Origin of the sequence: Gordonia jinhuaensis (genome assembly GCF_014639795.1) — a bacterium.
Lineage (GTDB): Bacteria > Actinomycetota > Actinomycetes > Mycobacteriales > Mycobacteriaceae > Gordonia_B > Gordonia_B jinhuaensis.
This window is the reverse complement of sequence record NZ_BMGC01000001.1, coordinates 207,035-222,909: the sequence shown is the minus strand read 5'-3', so window position 1 is coordinate 222,909 and position 15,875 is coordinate 207,035. Positions and strand designations below refer to the sequence as shown.

The following is a 15,875-nucleotide window of genomic DNA, read 5'->3' as shown; positions in this document are numbered from 1 at the left end:
GCGATGCCACGAACGTTCAACTACTGACTCTATTAAGTGGAGGGCTCATCATCGTGGCGAGCGTGAACATCAAGCCGCTTGAGGACAAGATCCTCGTCCAGGCTGTCGAAGCCGAGACGACCACCGCCTCCGGCCTCGTGATCCCGGATACGGCCAAGGAGAAGCCGCAGGAAGGCACCGTCATCGCCGTGGGCGAAGGACGCTGGGATGACAAGGGCGACAAGCGGATTCCGGTCGACGTCAACGAGGGCGACACCGTGATCTACAGCAAGTACGGCGGCACCGAGATCAAGTACAACGGCGAGGAGTACCTGATCCTGTCGGCCCGCGACGTCCTCGCGGTCGTCTCCAAGTAAGTCGGATCGTCTCGGATCACCTAATCCGTACCCTGACACCTCAACAACCCCGGTTCCCCTCGCGGGGTTCCGGGGCTGTTGTGCACTCGGGGACCCCAGCCGTGATCGACCGATCACCGCAATCCTTCAAGGAGCCGTTTCGTGGCCAAAGAACTTGAATTCAACGAGAAGGCGCGCCGCTCCCTCGAGCGTGGCGTCGATGCAGTAGCCGACGTGGTCCGGGTGACGCTCGGACCGCGCGGCCGATATGTGGTGCTGGCCAAGGCCTTCGGTGGCCCCACCATCACCAACGACGGCGTCACCATCGCCCGTGAGGTCGAGGTCGAAGATCCCTTCGAGAACCTCGGCGCACAGCTGGTGAAGTCGGTCGCCACCAAGACCAACGACGTCGCCGGTGACGGCACCACCACCGCCACCGTGCTGGCCCAGGCGATGGTCAAGGCCGGCCTGCGCAACGTGGCAGCCGGTGCCAACCCGATCGCACTCGGTTCGGGGATCGGCCGTGCGGCCGAGGCGGTGTCCGAGGAACTCCTGACCCACGCCATCCCCGTCGCCGGTGAGAAGGCGATCTCGCAGATCGCCACCGTCTCCTCGCGCGATGAGGAGGTCGGCGAGATGGTCGGCAAGGCGATGAGCACGGTCGGCGCCGACGGTGTGGTCACCGTCGAGGAGGGCTCGGGTCTGCACACCGAGCTGCAGATCACCGAGGGCGTCCAGTTCGACAAGGGTTACCTCTCGCCGTACTTCATCAACGATGTCGACGAGCAGGAAGCGGTCCTCGAGGACGCACTCGTGCTGCTCTACCGCGACAAGATCAGCTCGCTGCCCGACTTCCTGCCGCTGCTGGAAAAGGTGGTCTCGGCAGGTAAGCCACTGCTGATCGTCGCCGAGGATGTCGAGGGCGAGCCGCTGTCGACCCTCGTGGTCAACTCGATCCGCAAGACCATCAGCGCGGTCGCGGTGAAGGCACCTTTCTTCGGTGACCGCCGCAAGGCCTTCCTCGAGGATCTGGCCATCGTCACCGGCGGCACGGTGATCAGCTCCGACATCGGCGTCTCACTCGCCGAGGCCGAGCTGGACCTGCTCGGTTCGGCACGCCGCGTGGTCGTCGACAAGGACTCCACCACCATCGTCGAGGGTGGCGGAAGCCGCGAGGCCATCGACGCCCGCATCAAGCAGCTGCGCAGGGAGATCGAGAACACCGATTCCGACTGGGACCGCGAGAAGCTCGCCGAGCGGCTGGCCAAGCTCTCCGGTGGCGTCGCGGTGATCCGCGTCGGTGCTGCCACCGAGACGGAGATGAAGGAGCGCAAGCATCGCGTCGAGGACGCGGTCGCTGCCGCCAAGGCAGCCGTCGAAGAGGGAGTCATCCCCGGCGGCGGTTCTGCCATCGTGCAGGCAGCCGCTGTCCTCGACGGACTCGCCGAGACCTCCGAGGGCGACGAGGCGCTGGGCATCGAGGTGGTCCGCAAGGCACTGTCGGCGCCGCTGTACTGGATTGCCGCCAACGCCGGAGTCGACGGCGCCGTGGTCACCTCCAAGGTGGCCGAGGGCGACCCCGGAACCGGGTTCAACGCTGCCACACTGGAATACGGCGACCTCGTGGGTGAGGGTGTCATCGATCCGGTGAAGGTCACCCGCTCGGCGGTCATCAACGCGGCCTCGGTCGCGCGGATGATCCTCACCACCGAGAGTGCCGTGGTGGAGAAGCCGGCCGACGAGCCCGCACCGGGGGGACACGCACACGCACACTGAGTGCATACGCGCATGAAGCGGTGCATACGCGCGTGAAGCGCGCACCCGAAACAGGCGAGCCCCGCACGGATGTTCCGTGCGGGGCTCGTTGTTACACACAGCATGCATGGTGAGTACAAGGTTCCCGGCGGCAAACTCGTGGTGGTCGACTTCGACGTGCGGGACGGACGATTGGCGAATGTCGCGCTGGCCGGCGACTTCTTCCTCGAACCCGACAGTGCCCTCGCGGCGATCAACGCCGCACTCGAGGGATTGCCTACCGAAGCGGACTCGCAGGCGATCGCCGCGGCTGTGCGGTCGGCTCTGCCCGAGGGAACGCAGATGCTCGGGTTCACCCCGGAGGCCGTGGGTACCGTGGTCCGCCGCGCGCTGGTGACCGCGGCGGGCTGGGAGGACTTCTCCTGGGAGGTGATCCACGACCATGCGGTGTCGCCGCAGATGAATCTCGCACTCGACGAGGTCCTCACCAACCGGGTTGCTGACGGGAGTCGTGTCCCCACCATGCGCATGTGGGAGTGGGACACCAACGCCGTGGTGATCGGTTCGTTCCAGTCCTATCGCAACGAGGTCGACCCCGAGGGGGCCGCGCGCCACGGCTTCGAAGTCGTGCGGCGCATCTCCGGCGGCGGCGCGATGATGATGGGCGCCGGGCAGATCGTCACCTACTCGCTCTACGTCCCTGCGTCACTGGTGGCGGGGATGACCTTCGCCGACTCCTACGAATTCCTCGACGACTGGGCGCTGCAGGCGCTGCGGTCACTAGGGGTGGCCGCCACCTACCAACCTCTCAACGACATCGCGAGTCCGCAGGGGAAGATCGGCGGTGCCGCGCAGAAGCGTCTGGCCAGCGGGGGAGTGTTGCATCACGCGACTCTGAGCTACGACATCGATGGCGCGGCCATGACCGAGGTGTTGCGGATCGGGCGGGAAAAGCTCAGCGACAAGGGCACCACGTCGGCCGCCAAGCGGGTCGACCCGCTGCGCCGCCAGACCGGACTCCCGCGCGCCGAGGTGATCGACCGGTTCATGGAGACGTTCCAGAAGCTCCACGGCGCAAGCGTCGGGCGCGTCACCGACGAGGAGTATGCCGAGGCACAGGAGCTCGTCCGCACCAAGTTCGACACCGACGCGTGGCTGCACCGCGTGCCGTGATCTGCTGAGTGGGATCTGCCCAGATATGACGAACCCCGGCGCGAGATCGGCGCCGGGGTTCGACTGTGCTGGTGTGCTTGTGTGATGCTGCCGCCGCAGATAGTTGGGCTATCGCAGGTGCGGCATCTGCTCGTGCTGGCCGACCGGAGGGGTCAGACGGCCATGCGGCGTCCGACGCCGCGCTTCATCAGCATTCCACGCTCGGATTCCGACAGCCCGCCCCAGATGCCGTAGGGCTCGGCGACGGCGAGAGCATGCTCGCGGCACTGACTGATGACCGGGCACTGGTGGCACAGTTCCTTGGCTCGGCGTTCCCGCTGGGCGCGCGCCCGGCCGCGTTCTCCGTCAGGATGGAAGAACATCGAGGAATCGACCCCGCGGCACAACCCTTTCATCTGCCAATCCCAAATATCTGCGTTCGGCCCTGGTAGATGGTTCGGCTGAGGCATGTGCTGCTCCCTTGAACGTGCCCTGACTCGGTCGGGCATGTGGGTGGAAAGCGACCGGAACCGTACCGTTGTCCGGTTTGGTCGGTCTCGGAAGGAACGCCATTGTTTCCTGCGACAGCCACACATTAGGCAGACGCTTGAAAATGAGTCAACATCCGTGTCAGTGCGGACAAAACTGACAAATATTCCGGCAATGTTAACGGCAGAATAGGTGCGATCGTGTCGTTCGTGCCGCGGTCGATCGCCTGGCCGTCATCCCTGTGAATGAGCGAAAACCGCTGTCCGGGGCTACGATCTGAGACCAGCTGGTCGTTGTTCGCGAGGCGGGACGGCGGTGGTGCGAATGGTGTCGATCACACCGATTCGAAACATTCTAGAAATATCGTGTCTATCTTCCATTAACTCTGAACGGTGATTCGAGCTTTCCGAGCCAGGTTAATTTCTCGTCAAATCGGCCATCTGAGGGATGATTCGCTCGTTCGCCTGACATCTGATGTACCCCGGTGCGGCAGACCGAATCGTCGGGTCGGCACGATGACGCTGTGACTCTCATCGACAGCGCGTTCGGGTCCGGCACCGAGGTCGGGCGGACTGCATCCGACGAGCGCGTGGCTGAGCAGTGGTATCGCGCGGTGGTGCTCGGGGCGACCGGGCGTTTCGCGATGGCCGCTCATGTGCTGGACGGCATGGTCGGCGACCACCGGGGCGACGATCTGACGGTGTCGCTGGCGCTGAGCACGCGGGGGTCGTTGTTGCGTCAGCAGGGTCGCCATCGTGAGGCGGCGCCACTGGACTCACGTGCACTGAGGCTGTCGGCGAGCGAAGGTGGGGGAGCCGATCGCGCGGGACTGCGACACGCCGCACGTGCCGACGCGCTGGTCGGGGTCGCTGCCGACGCGCTGGGCTACGGCGACTTCACCACGTGTCGGCGGTTGATGAGCACCCTCGATGCCGAGATCGCCGCACGATGTCCCGGCGACCGCGATCCGCGCGTCGTCATGAGATCAGAGGTGGGCCCCGCAGCAAACGAACCGGCCGACCGCCTGTCCCACGATCTGGTTGCCCTGTGGATCACCGGCGAGCGCCTGGCGGTGCGCGCGCACTGGCTCGCGGCGGAATATCACCTCTACACGGGATACCTCGACGGCTGCGGATCCTTCGACGAGGCCGCCGAACACGCGGGTCGCGCCTGCGATCTGGCAGCGGTGGGGCCGTCTGTGCGACACCGAGTGAAGAGTGTGATGATCCGCGCCGCGGCCGAATCGGCTCGAGGTCGGCATCGCCAGGCGTATGAGCTCGCTGAGCAGGCTCACGCCGGCGCCGTCGCGCTCGGGCTGGGGCCGATCGCGCACGCCGCTCGAGCGCTCCTGCACGACCTGCCTTGCGGGAGTGAGCGGTGATCGCCTTTTCACTCGCTAAGCTTGACGCCCGGGTAGGCGCCCGCCCCGGCAGGTGCCGCGCCCGGAACGGTTCTCCCTGCCGAACGGGATGGCCGCAGCGACGCGCACCACACAATTCTGGCAAAACACTGACGTAACGCGGAGAGCAAAGTCGACGATGATACTGACGGGTGACGAGCTCGACCGCGCCGTCGGTGCCGCAGTGCATGGCGACCGGACCGCTCTCTCCGACGTATTAGAGAGTATTCGGCCCCTGGTGCTGCGTTACTGCCGCGCCAGGGTGGGTGCGGGGGAACGTCATTCGCACTCCGCCGACGATGTTGCGCAGGAGGTGTGCATGGCAGTCATGACGGCTTTGCCCCGATACAGCGATCAAGGGCGCCCGTTCATGGCTTTCGTGTACGGGATCGCCTCCCACAAGGTCGCCGACGCGCATCGAGCAGCCGGCCGGGTCAAGGCCGATCCGGTTGACGCGCTGCCGGAGGCCGTGGACGTCGACGAGGGCCCCGAACAACTCGCGCTCGACTCCGATGCGACTCGTCGCATGAAGGAACTGCTCGCGATCCTGCCGGACAAGCAGCGCGAGATTCTCGTCCTGCGACTGATCGTCGGGTTGTCGGCAGAGGAGACCGCCGCAGCAACCGGCAGCACCGCGGGTGCCGTCCGGGTCGCCCAGCATCGGGCGCTGACCAAATTGAAGGCCGAGATACAGAGAGCAGGTGACTGGCATGAACGACGCTGATGACGCGCGTCGGCGCCGGCCGCACTCTTCCGGTCACGACGACTTCACCGCAGGCGGTGCACGCCGCGGGGCTGATCGCGGTCGAGGTGACCGCACCAGGCAGGGCTCGGGGGGATGGGATGACACAGGGGTGGCCGACGACACTTCACCGGCCGATCTGAGTGCGGTCAACGCGACCGACGAGCTGATCGACGCTCTGATAGCCGATCGCCCGGTGCGTGCGAGCACCGCAGACGACCGAGCGCTGGTCGACCTGCTCGGCGAGTGGCGTGAGGAGATCCTGGCCGAACCCGACACCGGCCACCCGACCCTCGAGGACGTCGAGTTCGAGACGGCCCGCCGACAGCGTGTCGCCGCACATCGCCGCAGCATGCGGGTGATCAAATTCGTGGGTGCGGCCGCGGCGCTGATCATCGTCGCCTTCGGCGGCCTGACCGCGCTTTCGCACAGTGCGAGTCCGGGTGACCCGCTGTGGAGCGTCAAGCAGGTGATGTTCAGCAAGCAAGCGGATTCGACGCTGGCATCCTCGGAGGTCGGCAACGACCTCGACCGCGCCGAGCAGGCGCTGCACGCGGGGCAGACCGGCGCCGCGTTGTCCTATGTCGACCGCGCCGAGAAGCGGCTGGGCAAAGTATCCGACCGGGGGACCCGCGACGCGATGTCGTCGCGGATCAGCAAACTGCTCGCGACGATCACCACGGCGCCCGCAGGCTCGAATCCGAAGTCACCTGCCACCGGTGGCGACGGCGTGAGCACCACATCGGAGGCGCCGAGCACCACCACGGGGGCCTCGACCGGTGAATCGAGCGCACCCTCGACCGAGTCGAGCGCGCCGAGCACCAGCACCCCGCCGACGACCACGACCACCGAACCGACGCCGACGCCCACATCGGAGGTCCCGCCGCCGACCACACCCGACACCACGGTGCTCGTCGTGCCGCCGGTGATCCCGGCCTCGTCGTCCTCGTCGACCAGTTACGTTCCGAGCGGCTACAACTGAGTCGCAGCGGGTTGCCGGCCCGAGAATGCGGGCACAGACGCAACAGCGGGCGGCGACCATCTGGTCGCCGCCCGCTGTCGCGTCTGCTCGTGTTCTGACGAGGCTGTGGATGTCCGGGTGATCAGTCCTCGTCGACGGGGTTCATCATGGCGTCGGCGTAGCCGCGGCAGTACTCCCACGTGACGTAGGCGTCAGCGGACGGGTCGACGGCCGGCTCGTGCGGCCGGACGGTGCCGTCCACGAGCAGCTGCAGCAGGTTGGCCCGCAGCATGTCCCAGTCATGATAGTGGTCCTGCTGGCAGTCGTCGCACATCACCACCAGTCCGCGCACACCCCGACGGCACAGCAACGCCTCGTAGACCGCGAGATCGGCGAGATCCTCTTCGACGGCGAGCCGTTCGGCGGCGTCGAGGGGCTGAGCCGGCTCGATCGCGTCGAGTGCGGCGCAGGGGTCGCTCGGGTCGTCGGCGAAGGGATCCGGCGGTAATCCGGGTGGCAGATGATCACGCACACATCCACCGTAGACAAGCCGTATCCGACCGCGCCACCCAGCGGCGCGTCGGATTCGCGGTGTCGTCGACGGGGGCGCACGTTCAGCTGGGGGTGAACGCGCTCACACGCATGGAATCGCCGTGTGCGGCCGGTTGTTGCCGCCCTTATAAGATGATGTGCAACCCCGGGCCGTGTCCGACTGTTCGCGAATGCGCCGGCAGGAATACACACCATCACCACGTACGTCATCACGATGGACGTACGGACCATGCAGGCACGGACAACCACGAACGACGAGTCGGCGGCACGGCGACGCCGACGATTGCGGAGGGCGAGCAATGAGCGGGACGACCAGCAACGAGTTCACCGGGCACACCGGACATCCGGTGGCCCCGGTACGCACCGGTGGCGACGACCCGGGCAAGGTCGCCATGCTCGGACTGACCTTCGACGATGTGCTGCTGTTGCCGGCCGCCTCCGACATCATCCCCAGTGCGGTGGACACCTCCTCGCAGCTGACGCGGGAGATCCGGCTGCGCACGCCGCTGGTCTCCTCGGCCATGGACACGGTCACCGAGTCCAGGATGGCGATCGCGATGGCCCGCGCCGGCGGTATGGGCGTGCTGCACCGCAACCTGTCGATCGAGGCGCAGGCCTCGGCGGTGGAGACGGTCAAGCGTTCGGAGGCCGGGATGGTGACCAATCCGGTCACCTGCTCGCCCACCAACACCCTCGCCGAGGTCGACGCGATGTGCGCCCGGTACCGCATCTCCGGGCTGCCCGTTGTCGATGACAACGACGAGCTGGTCGGCATCATCACCAACCGCGACATGCGGTTCGAGGTCGACCAGAACCGCCCGGTCGCCGAGGTCATGACCAAGGCACCGCTCATCACCGCCCAGGAGGGCGTGTCGGCCGATGCCGCACTGGGTCTGTTGCGCCGTAACAAGATCGAGAAGCTGCCGATCGTCGACGGCAACGGCAAGCTCACCGGACTCATCACGGTCAAGGATTTCGTGAAGACCGAGCAGCACCCGTATGCCACCAAGGACTCCGATGGCCGGCTGCTGGTCGGTGCCGCCGTGGGCACCGGTGATTCCCAGTGGGAGCGTGCGATGGCGCTCTCGGATGCCGGGGCCGACGTGATCATCGTCGACACCGCCCACGCGCACAACCGCCTCGTGCTGGAGATGGTCAGCAAGCTCAAGGCCGAGGCGGGCGACCGCATCCAGGTGGTCGGCGGCAACGTCGCCACCCGCGAGGCGGCCGCGGCCCTGGTCGAGGCGGGCGCCGACGCGGTGAAGGTCGGTGTCGGCCCCGGTTCCATCTGCACCACCCGCGTGGTGGCCGGTGTGGGTGCACCCCAGATCACTGCGGTGATGGAAGCGGTCGCCGCCTGCAAGCCCCACGGCGTCCCCGTGATCGCCGACGGTGGGGTCCAGTACTCCGGCGACATCGCCAAGGCGCTGGCTGCGGGCGCGTCGACGGTGATGCTCGGTTCGGTTCTCGCCGGCACGGCCGAGGCTCCCGGTGAGCTGATCCTGGTCAACGGCAAGCAGTTCAAGAGCTATCGCGGGATGGGCTCGCTCGGCGCGATGCAGGGACGCGGTCAGGGCAAGTCGTATTCCAAGGACCGCTACTTCCAAGACGACGTGCTCGCCGAGGAGAAGCTGGTCCCCGAGGGCATCGAGGGGCGGGTTCCCTACCGCGGACCGCTCGGACAGGTCGTCCATCAGCTCGTCGGCGGGCTGCGCGCCGCCATGGGCTACACCGGTTCGGCGACGATCGAGTCGCTGCAGGAGGCGCGCTTCGTGCAGATCACCGCGGCCGGCCTCAAGGAGAGCCATCCGCACGACATCACGATGACCGTTGAAGCACCCAACTACTATTCACGCTGACAACTGATCGACCTGTGATCCGGTCCGGGTTCTCCGGGCCGGATCTCCTGTGAGAAGAAGAGAGGCGCTTCGGTGCGAGATCTCGTCGACATCGGCATGGGCAGGATCGCCCGCCGGACCTACGAGCTGGAGGACGTGGACATCGTCCCCTCGCGTCGTACGCGCTCCTCGAAGGAGGTGTCGACGGCCTGGCAGCTCGACGCCTACCGCTTCGAGGCGCCGATCCTGTCTCATCCCACCGACGCGCTGGTGTCGCCGGACACCGCGATCACCCTGGGCAAGCTCGGTGTGCTCGGTGTGCTCAACGCCGAGGGACTCTGGGGCCGCCACCGCGATGTGGAGGCCAAGATCGCCGAGGTCACCGCGCTGGCCGCACAGGATCCCGACCCGACCGCCCCGATCCGCAAGCTGCAGCAACTGCACGCCGCACCCATCGACACCGAGTTGCTCGGCGAGACGATCGCGCGGGTGCGCGCCGCCGGCGTGACGGTCGCTGCGCGGGTGAGTCCTCAGCACGCGCAGGAACTCACGCCCACTTTGCTCAAGGCAGGTGTCGAACTGCTGGTGGTGCACGGGACGATCATCTCGGCCGAGCACGTCTCCCATGCCGACGACGAGCCGCTGAACCTCAAGACGTTCATCGCCGAACTCGACGTTCCGGTGGTGGCCGGCGGCGTCTGCGATCACCGCACCGCCCTGCATCTGATGCGTACCGGAGCCGCCGGGGTCATCGTCGGTTACGGCGCGACCGAGGGCGCGACCACGACCAACGAGGTACTGGGGATGGGAGTCCCGATGGCCACGGCGATCGCCGACGCGGCAGCCGCCCGTCGCGACTACCTCGACGAGACCGGTGGACGCTACGTCCACGTGATCGCCGACGGTGACATCCACACCTCCGGTGACCTCGCCAAGGCGATCGCCTGCGGTGCCGACGCCGCGGTGCTGGGTACCCCGTTGGCGCTGGCCGCCGAGGCGCCGGGCCACGGCTGGTACTGGCCCTCGGCCGCGGCGCACCCGTCGATGCCGCGCGGTGCATTCCTGCAGGTGGAGACCGACGAGGAGCGTCCGAGTCTCGACACCGTGCTCAACGGACCCACCGACGATCCGTACGGCAACCTCAACGTCGTCGGCGGACTGCGTCGCTCGATGGCCAAGGCGGGGTACTCCGATCTCAAGGAGTTCCAGAAGGTCGGGCTGGCCGTCCACGGGTGATCACCCTGGTCGGTGGCGATGCGTGAGACCGGCGTCACCGACTGTGACAACGGGCGTTAGAATCGTCGCATGGCAGCCCACCATGACTTCGATGTCTTGATTGTCGGTTCAGGATTCGGCGGATCGGTCAGCGCACTGCGCCTCACGGAGAAGGGGTACCGCGTCGGTGTCCTGGAGGCCGGGACGCGGTTCGACGACGATGATTTCGCCACGACCAGCTGGCGCCTCAACAAGTTCCTGTGGGCACCGAAGCTCGGCTGCTTCGGCATCCAGCGGATCCACGCCGTGAAGGACGTGATGGTGCTCGCCGGCGCCGGCGTCGGCGGTGGGTCGCTGAACTACGCCAACACCCTCTACAAGCCGCCCACCCCGTTCTTCACCGATCCGCAGTGGAACCACATCACCGACTGGGAATCCGAGCTCACTCCGTACTACGAACAGGGCAGGCGGATGCTGGGCGTGGTGCAGAATCCGACGTTCACGCCCGCAGACGCGATCATGCGCGAGGTCGCCGAGGAGATGGGTGTCGGTGACACCTTCGTCTCGACTCCCGTCGGGGTGTTCTTCGGAGCCAAGACCGGCGGACAGGGCGCACCGGGGGAGACCGTGCCCGACCCGTACTTCGGTGGGGTGGGACCCGACCGGACCGCGTGTACCGAATGCGGCTCGTGTATGACGGGCTGTCGGGTCGGTGCCAAGAACACGCTGCTCAAGAATTATCTGGGCCTCGCCGAACGCGGTGGTGCCACCGTGATGCCCCGCACCACCGTCACCGATTTCGAGCAGACCGCAGACGGCGGCTGGAAGGTCCACACCGTCCGCACCGGTTCCTGGGGTCCGCTTCGTGCGCGCAAGCGCACCTATACCGCCGATCACCTCATCATCGCTGCGGGTACCTACAACACCCAGAAGCTGATGCACATGGCCAAGGAGCGCGACCGGCTCCCGCAGGCCAGTGACGCGCTCGGCGTACTGACCCGCACCAACTCCGAGGCGATCCTCGGTGCGATGCGCCGCACCTACGATCCCGACCAGGACTTCACCGAGGGGGTGGCGATCACCTCGTCGTTCCACCCCGATCCCGACACCCACATCGAACCCGTGCGGTACGGCGAGGGATCGAATGCGATGGGGTTGTTGCAGACCTTCCTGACCAAGGGCGGCACACGTCGGCAGCGCGCCGCCGAACTGCTCGGCAAGCTCGTCGCCGATCCCAGTGCCTTCCTCAAGCTCATCAACCTGCGTCACTGGTCGCAGCGCACGGTGATCCTGCTGGTCATGCAGAATCGCAACAACTCGCTGACCACCTTCGTGCGCAAGGTGGGCCCGTTCCGCCGGGTCACCAGCAAGCAGGGGCACGGTGAGCCCAACCCCACGTGGATCCCGGCGGGTAACGAGGCCACCGAACGTACCGCCGCGAAATTCCCCCGTGGACTCGCCGGGGGCACCTGGGGTGAGATCCTCAACATGCCGCTCACCGCGCACTATCTGGGTGGATGCGTGATCTCCGACAAGCCGGCCACCGGGGTCATCGACCCCTATCACCGCGTGTGGAACTACCCGACGCTGCACATCACCGACGGCGCGGCCGTCAGCGCCAACCTCGGGGTGAACCCGTCGCTGACCATCTGTGCGCAGGCCGAACGGGCGATGTCGCTGTGGCCGAACAAGGGCGAGGCCGACACCCGTCCCGAGCAGGGGCGCCCCTACGAGCGCATCGCCCCGGTCGCCCCGACGTCGCCGATGGTGCCTGCGGACGCATACGGGGCGCTGCGGTTGCCGATCGTGGCGGTCGGGAATGCAGCAGAGATCGCAAACGCAGCAGGGACCGCAAACGCAGCAGGGCGCCCGGCGCGGGAGGGTGTGGCCAACTAGGGCTGTTCAGCCCCGCTGCGAACCCCGTTCAGCTCTGCTCGGCGAAGCCCAGCCGCTGCGCGACCTCGTCGGCGGCGGCTTTGACCGCATGTCCGAAATCGTCGATCTCCTGCGCGGTCACTCGATAACTCGGTGCCGCGACGAGGACGGCTCCGGCGACGTCGCCACGGTAGTCGTGGACGAGTGCTGCGACGCCCACCTCGTCGATCGCGGTCGCGCGGTCGTTGACGAACCAGCCGCGGTCAGCCTGCTCACGCACGCGGTCGAGATACCGCCGGTGACCGACGGGATCGTTGTCGGCCAGGGTCAGTCGCCCCGTCTCGAGAAGATCCAGCGCCGCCGGTGTGGGTATCGAGGACATGAAGGCCATGACCGAGGCGCTGAGAGCGGTGCGGTATCCGATCCCCAACGGGGTCGAATGCTTGATGAGTCGTCTGCTGGGTTCCTGTTCCACGCAGACGGACTCGTCGTTCGACCAGACCATGAGCGCAGCTGTCTCGTCGGTCTGATCGCGAAGCGCACGCAGCACCGGGCGGGCAGCGCGGCGCACATCCATCTCACCGAGGATGGGCCCGGCGAGGGTGACCAATCCCAGTCCCAGCCGATACTTTCGGCTGTCGGTGTCGCGGTCGAGCATCCCTTCGTCCTCCAGAGCGGCGAGCAGCCGGGACACACTGGACTTGTGCATCCCGGTCTGCTCGGCGATCTCGGTGACACCGAGCAGTGGGCGTTCGGTCGAGAACGCCCGCAGAACCGCCACACCGTTGCGGAGTGCGCTCAACCCGCCTTTGGACTCGGTCGGTTCGGCGCTCGCTGTCACAGTGCTTCCTCCGGCTCAGGCGTCGATGATGTTGTGGTTGGGGCCCAGCGGGAATCCGGTGATGTTGGTGGCACCCGTCTCGGTCACGACCAAGATATCGTGCTCGCGATAGCCGCCCGCGCCAGGCTGATCGGCTCCGATGGTGATCATCGGCTCCATTGACACCACCATCCCCGGCATCAGGACGGTCTCGATGTCTTCCCGCAACTCCAATCCGGCCTCACGGCCGTAATAGTGTGACAGGACACCGAACGAATGACCGTATCCGAACGAACGGTGTTCGAGCAGGCCGAATTCCGCGTAGACCTTGTTGAGCTCGTCGGCGATGTCGCAGCAGCGTGCCCCGGGGGTGATGAGTTCCAGTCCCCGGTAGTGCACTGCCAGGTTGGCTTCCCACAGTTCGAGTGATCTGGCGTCGGGCTCTCCGTAGAACAGGGTGCGTTCCAGTGCCGTGTAGTACCCCGAGATCATCGGAAAACAGTTGAGGCTGAGGATGTCTCCGCGCTCGACCGTGCGCGTGGTCGGCCAGGTGTGTGCGCCGTCGGTGTTGATTCCGGACTGGAACCACACCCATGAATCGCGAATCTCGGAATGCGGGTGGGCAGCGGCGATCTCGGCGACCATCGCGGCGGTTCCGGCGGCGGCGACCTCCCACTCGCACGCGCCTTCACTGACCGCGTTGCGCACGGCTTCACCGCCGAGGTCGGCGATTCGCGCGCCGTCGGTGATCAACTGAATCTCCTCGGCGGACTTGATCATTCGCTGCCTCATCACCGCCGCGGAGATTCCACGCAGCACAATCCGATCTCCGAGAGCTGCGGCGAGTTTGTCGCGGTAGTCCAGACTGACGAAGTCATCCTCGATGCCGACGACACGGGCGGTGGGTGCGCTCTCGCGCAGTAACTCACGGATCGCGTGGATGTCGTTGTCACGCTGCCAATCCGTGTAGATCCGATTCTCGCCGTAGCAACGCCGGTAGGGCATGCCGCCGTCGATGGCTGCGGAGATCACCACCTGCCTGTCGGCGGTGACGACCAGGGCATATCGACGCCCGAACGCGGTGTAGAGGAAGTCGCTGTAGTACTTGATGCTCTGATAGGAGGTGAAGATCGCCGCATCGATGCCCTGCGCCGACATGATCGTGCGCAGCTGTGTGAGCCGGCGCTCGAACTCCGCGTCGGAAAAGGTGCGAATAGCTTTGTCGCCGTTCGGGAAATCTCGTACTCGGTCGGTGGTGGAGATGTTCATCGTCATTCTCGGCTTTCTGTTGTGTTGTTGTGGGCGTGTTGTGTGTTGTGAGCGTGCGGACTCGGATCGTGCCCGGGGCGTCAGCGACGAAGTGGGTGGTGGGCGGTCTCGGCGGCGCGGGCGACGGCCACGAGGGTGACGAGTGCGGCGGCCATCAGGTACCAGGCTGGCGCGATCTTGTTGCCCGTCTGTGAGATCAGAAGTGTGGCGACCATGGGTGCGGTACCGCCGAACACCGCGTTGGCCACGTTGAAGGAGAACGCAAAACCGGTGTATCTGGTTGCGGTGGGGAATGATTCGGCCAGGAACGAGGGCAGCACGCCGTCGTTGAAAGCCAGTACGGCACCCATGGCGACCTGGATCACTACGATGCCGACGAAACCGCTGACGCCGAGGAGGGCGAAGGCGGGCACGCTGAGGGCGATGAATCCCACCGACCCGATGGCGAGTGTGCGCCTGCGGCCCAGGCGATCTGACAGGGTGCCGGTGGCGAAGACCAGACCGATGTAGGCGATGAGGGCGACCGTCGAGGAGATGAAGGATTTCGTCGAGTCGAGCCCCACTTCCTCGGTGAGATATGTCGGCAGGTAGCTCAGCACGACGTAGAAGCCCACTGCATTGAGAAGCGCTGCACCGAGCGCCAGGATCAGCGCACGGGGCCGACGCACGAGACTCAGGGGCGACTCTGCCTCCGGTGTCTCGGATTGCGCCTCGACGAATTCGGGCGTGTCCGCCAGTGTGAGTCGGATGTGGCGACCGACCAGTCCCAGCGGTGCGGCGAGCAGGAAGGGAATCCGCCACCCCCAGGAATCGAGCTGAGAAGTGCTCAGTGCCGCGGTGAGGACAGCCGCGAGGAGTGATCCCAGAAGTAGGCCGCCCGCCGTTGACGCGGGAACCACTGCTGCGTAGCGACCGCGTTGTCCCCGCGGTGCGTACTCGCACAGATAAGCCGCCGCTCCCGCATACTCGCCGGACGCCGAGAAGCCCTGGATCATGCGCAGCGCCATCAGCATCAGCGGCGCGGCGAACCCGATCGCCTCGTATGAGGGCAGCAGGGCCACGAGGAATGTCGATGTGGACATCACCAGAATCGACGCCGACAGCGCGGTGCGCCGCCCGATGCGGTCACCGATCCGGCCCCAGAAGATCCCCCCGATCGGGCGGACGACAAACGAGATCGCGAAGAGCCCGAACGTCAGCAACAGTGCGGTACTCGGATCCGAGTCCGGGAAGAAGACTCGCGATATGACCACGGCGAAGTAGCCGTAGACGCCGTAGTCGAACCACTCGACGAAGTTCCCGATGGCACTCGCCCGCACGGCTGAACCGCGAGATGCTGTCGCGCCGTGTGATGGGGTCGTGGGGTGTCGTGAATTCATCGCCGTGGCCGAGGTCTCCGTCGTGGTGGATGCAGGTGTGCGCCCGAGGGGAGTGGTCACCATTGCCGGTTCCTCACGGTGGTCGGATCAGGGA

The 15,875-nt window shown here is 66.4% G+C and carries 14 protein-coding genes; 9 read left to right on the top strand and 5 right to left on the bottom strand.

Annotation, left to right across the window (positions count from 1 at the left end; genetic code table 11):
* Window positions 1–53: 53 nt before the first annotated feature.
* From groES to IEW22_RS00930, 3 genes are all read left to right on the top strand, one after another.
* Window positions 54–356, top strand: coding sequence for a co-chaperone GroES (groES, locus tag IEW22_RS00940; RefSeq protein WP_188584689.1), 303 nt, complete (start codon window positions 54–56; stop codon window positions 354–356).
* A gap of 141 nt (window positions 357–497) precedes the next feature.
* Window positions 498–2,111 carry a chaperonin GroEL gene (gene groL / locus IEW22_RS00935; RefSeq protein ID WP_188584688.1) on the top strand — a complete coding sequence of 538 codons (1,614 nt, stop codon included), beginning with the start codon at window positions 498–500 and terminating at the stop codon, window positions 2,109–2,111.
* Between the two features lie 102 nt (window positions 2,112–2,213).
* Entirely contained in the window at window positions 2,214–3,263 is a 1,050-nt protein-coding gene (locus IEW22_RS00930; RefSeq protein WP_188584687.1) for a lipoyl protein ligase domain-containing protein, read from the top strand.
* A gap of 152 nt (window positions 3,264–3,415) precedes the next feature.
* Here IEW22_RS00930 and IEW22_RS00925 read toward each other — a convergent pair whose 3' ends face one another.
* Window positions 3,416–3,712, bottom strand: a complete 297-nt coding sequence (locus IEW22_RS00925) for a WhiB family transcriptional regulator (protein ID WP_188584686.1) — start codon at window positions 3,710–3,712, stop codon at window positions 3,416–3,418.
* A 542-nt stretch (window positions 3,713–4,254) separates the two neighbouring features.
* Between IEW22_RS00925 and IEW22_RS00920 the strand changes: the two genes are divergently transcribed.
* The 3 genes from IEW22_RS00920 (at window position 4,255) to IEW22_RS00910 (ending at window position 6,854) form a co-directional block, all read left to right on the top strand.
* Window positions 4,255–5,112: a hypothetical protein gene (locus IEW22_RS00920; protein WP_188584685.1), complete on the top strand. Its 858-nt coding sequence runs from the start codon at window positions 4,255–4,257 to the stop codon at window positions 5,110–5,112.
* A 157-nt stretch (window positions 5,113–5,269) separates the two neighbouring features.
* Window positions 5,270–5,854, top strand: a complete 585-nt coding sequence (locus IEW22_RS00915) for a sigma-70 family RNA polymerase sigma factor (RefSeq protein ID WP_188584782.1) — start codon at window positions 5,270–5,272, stop codon at window positions 5,852–5,854.
* Window positions 5,841–6,854 (top strand): anti-sigma-D factor RsdA, encoded by a 1,014-nt coding sequence (locus tag IEW22_RS00910; protein WP_188584684.1) that lies wholly within the window; start codon window positions 5,841–5,843, stop codon window positions 6,852–6,854. The genes IEW22_RS00915 and IEW22_RS00910 overlap by 14 nt, the downstream gene beginning before the upstream one ends.
* 121 nt (window positions 6,855–6,975) lie before the next feature.
* On the opposite strand, the gene IEW22_RS00905 is transcribed toward IEW22_RS00910, so the two are convergent.
* Entirely contained in the window at window positions 6,976–7,365 is a 390-nt protein-coding gene (locus IEW22_RS00905; RefSeq protein ID WP_188584683.1) for a DUF5319 domain-containing protein, read from the bottom strand.
* A 367-nt stretch (window positions 7,366–7,732) separates the two neighbouring features.
* Here IEW22_RS00905 and guaB point away from each other — a divergent pair, with 367 nt between their 5' ends.
* The 3 genes from guaB to IEW22_RS00890 all read left to right on the top strand — a co-directional run bounded on the left by guaB (window position 7,733) and on the right by IEW22_RS00890 (window position 12,334).
* Window positions 7,733–9,244, top strand: a complete 1,512-nt coding sequence (guaB, locus tag IEW22_RS00900; RefSeq protein WP_188584781.1) for an IMP dehydrogenase — start codon at window positions 7,733–7,735, stop codon at window positions 9,242–9,244.
* A 72-nt stretch (window positions 9,245–9,316) separates the two neighbouring features.
* The gene (locus tag IEW22_RS00895; protein ID WP_188584682.1) at window positions 9,317–10,459 is read left to right on the top strand and encodes a GuaB3 family IMP dehydrogenase-related protein; all 1,143 of its coding nucleotides are present in this window, start codon (window positions 9,317–9,319) and stop codon (window positions 10,457–10,459) included.
* A 69-nt stretch (window positions 10,460–10,528) separates the two neighbouring features.
* The gene (locus IEW22_RS00890; protein WP_188584681.1) at window positions 10,529–12,334 is read left to right on the top strand and encodes a GMC family oxidoreductase; all 1,806 of its coding nucleotides are present in this window, start codon (window positions 10,529–10,531) and stop codon (window positions 12,332–12,334) included.
* 28 nt (window positions 12,335–12,362) lie between these two features.
* Here IEW22_RS00890 and IEW22_RS00885 read toward each other — a convergent pair whose 3' ends face one another.
* The 3 genes from IEW22_RS00885 to IEW22_RS00875 form a co-directional block, all read right to left on the bottom strand.
* Window positions 12,363–13,154, bottom strand: a complete 792-nt coding sequence (locus IEW22_RS00885; protein WP_188584680.1) for an IclR family transcriptional regulator — start codon at window positions 13,152–13,154, stop codon at window positions 12,363–12,365.
* A 15-nt stretch (window positions 13,155–13,169) separates the two neighbouring features.
* A complete protein-coding gene (locus tag IEW22_RS00880; RefSeq protein WP_229742054.1) occupies window positions 13,170–14,408 on the bottom strand; it encodes an aminopeptidase P family protein in 1,239 nt (412 codons plus the stop codon).
* Between the two features lie 74 nt (window positions 14,409–14,482).
* Window positions 14,483–15,721: an MFS transporter gene (locus IEW22_RS00875; protein ID WP_229742053.1), complete on the bottom strand. Its 1,239-nt coding sequence runs from the start codon at window positions 15,719–15,721 to the stop codon at window positions 14,483–14,485.
* Window positions 15,722–15,875: the final 154 nt, after the last annotated feature.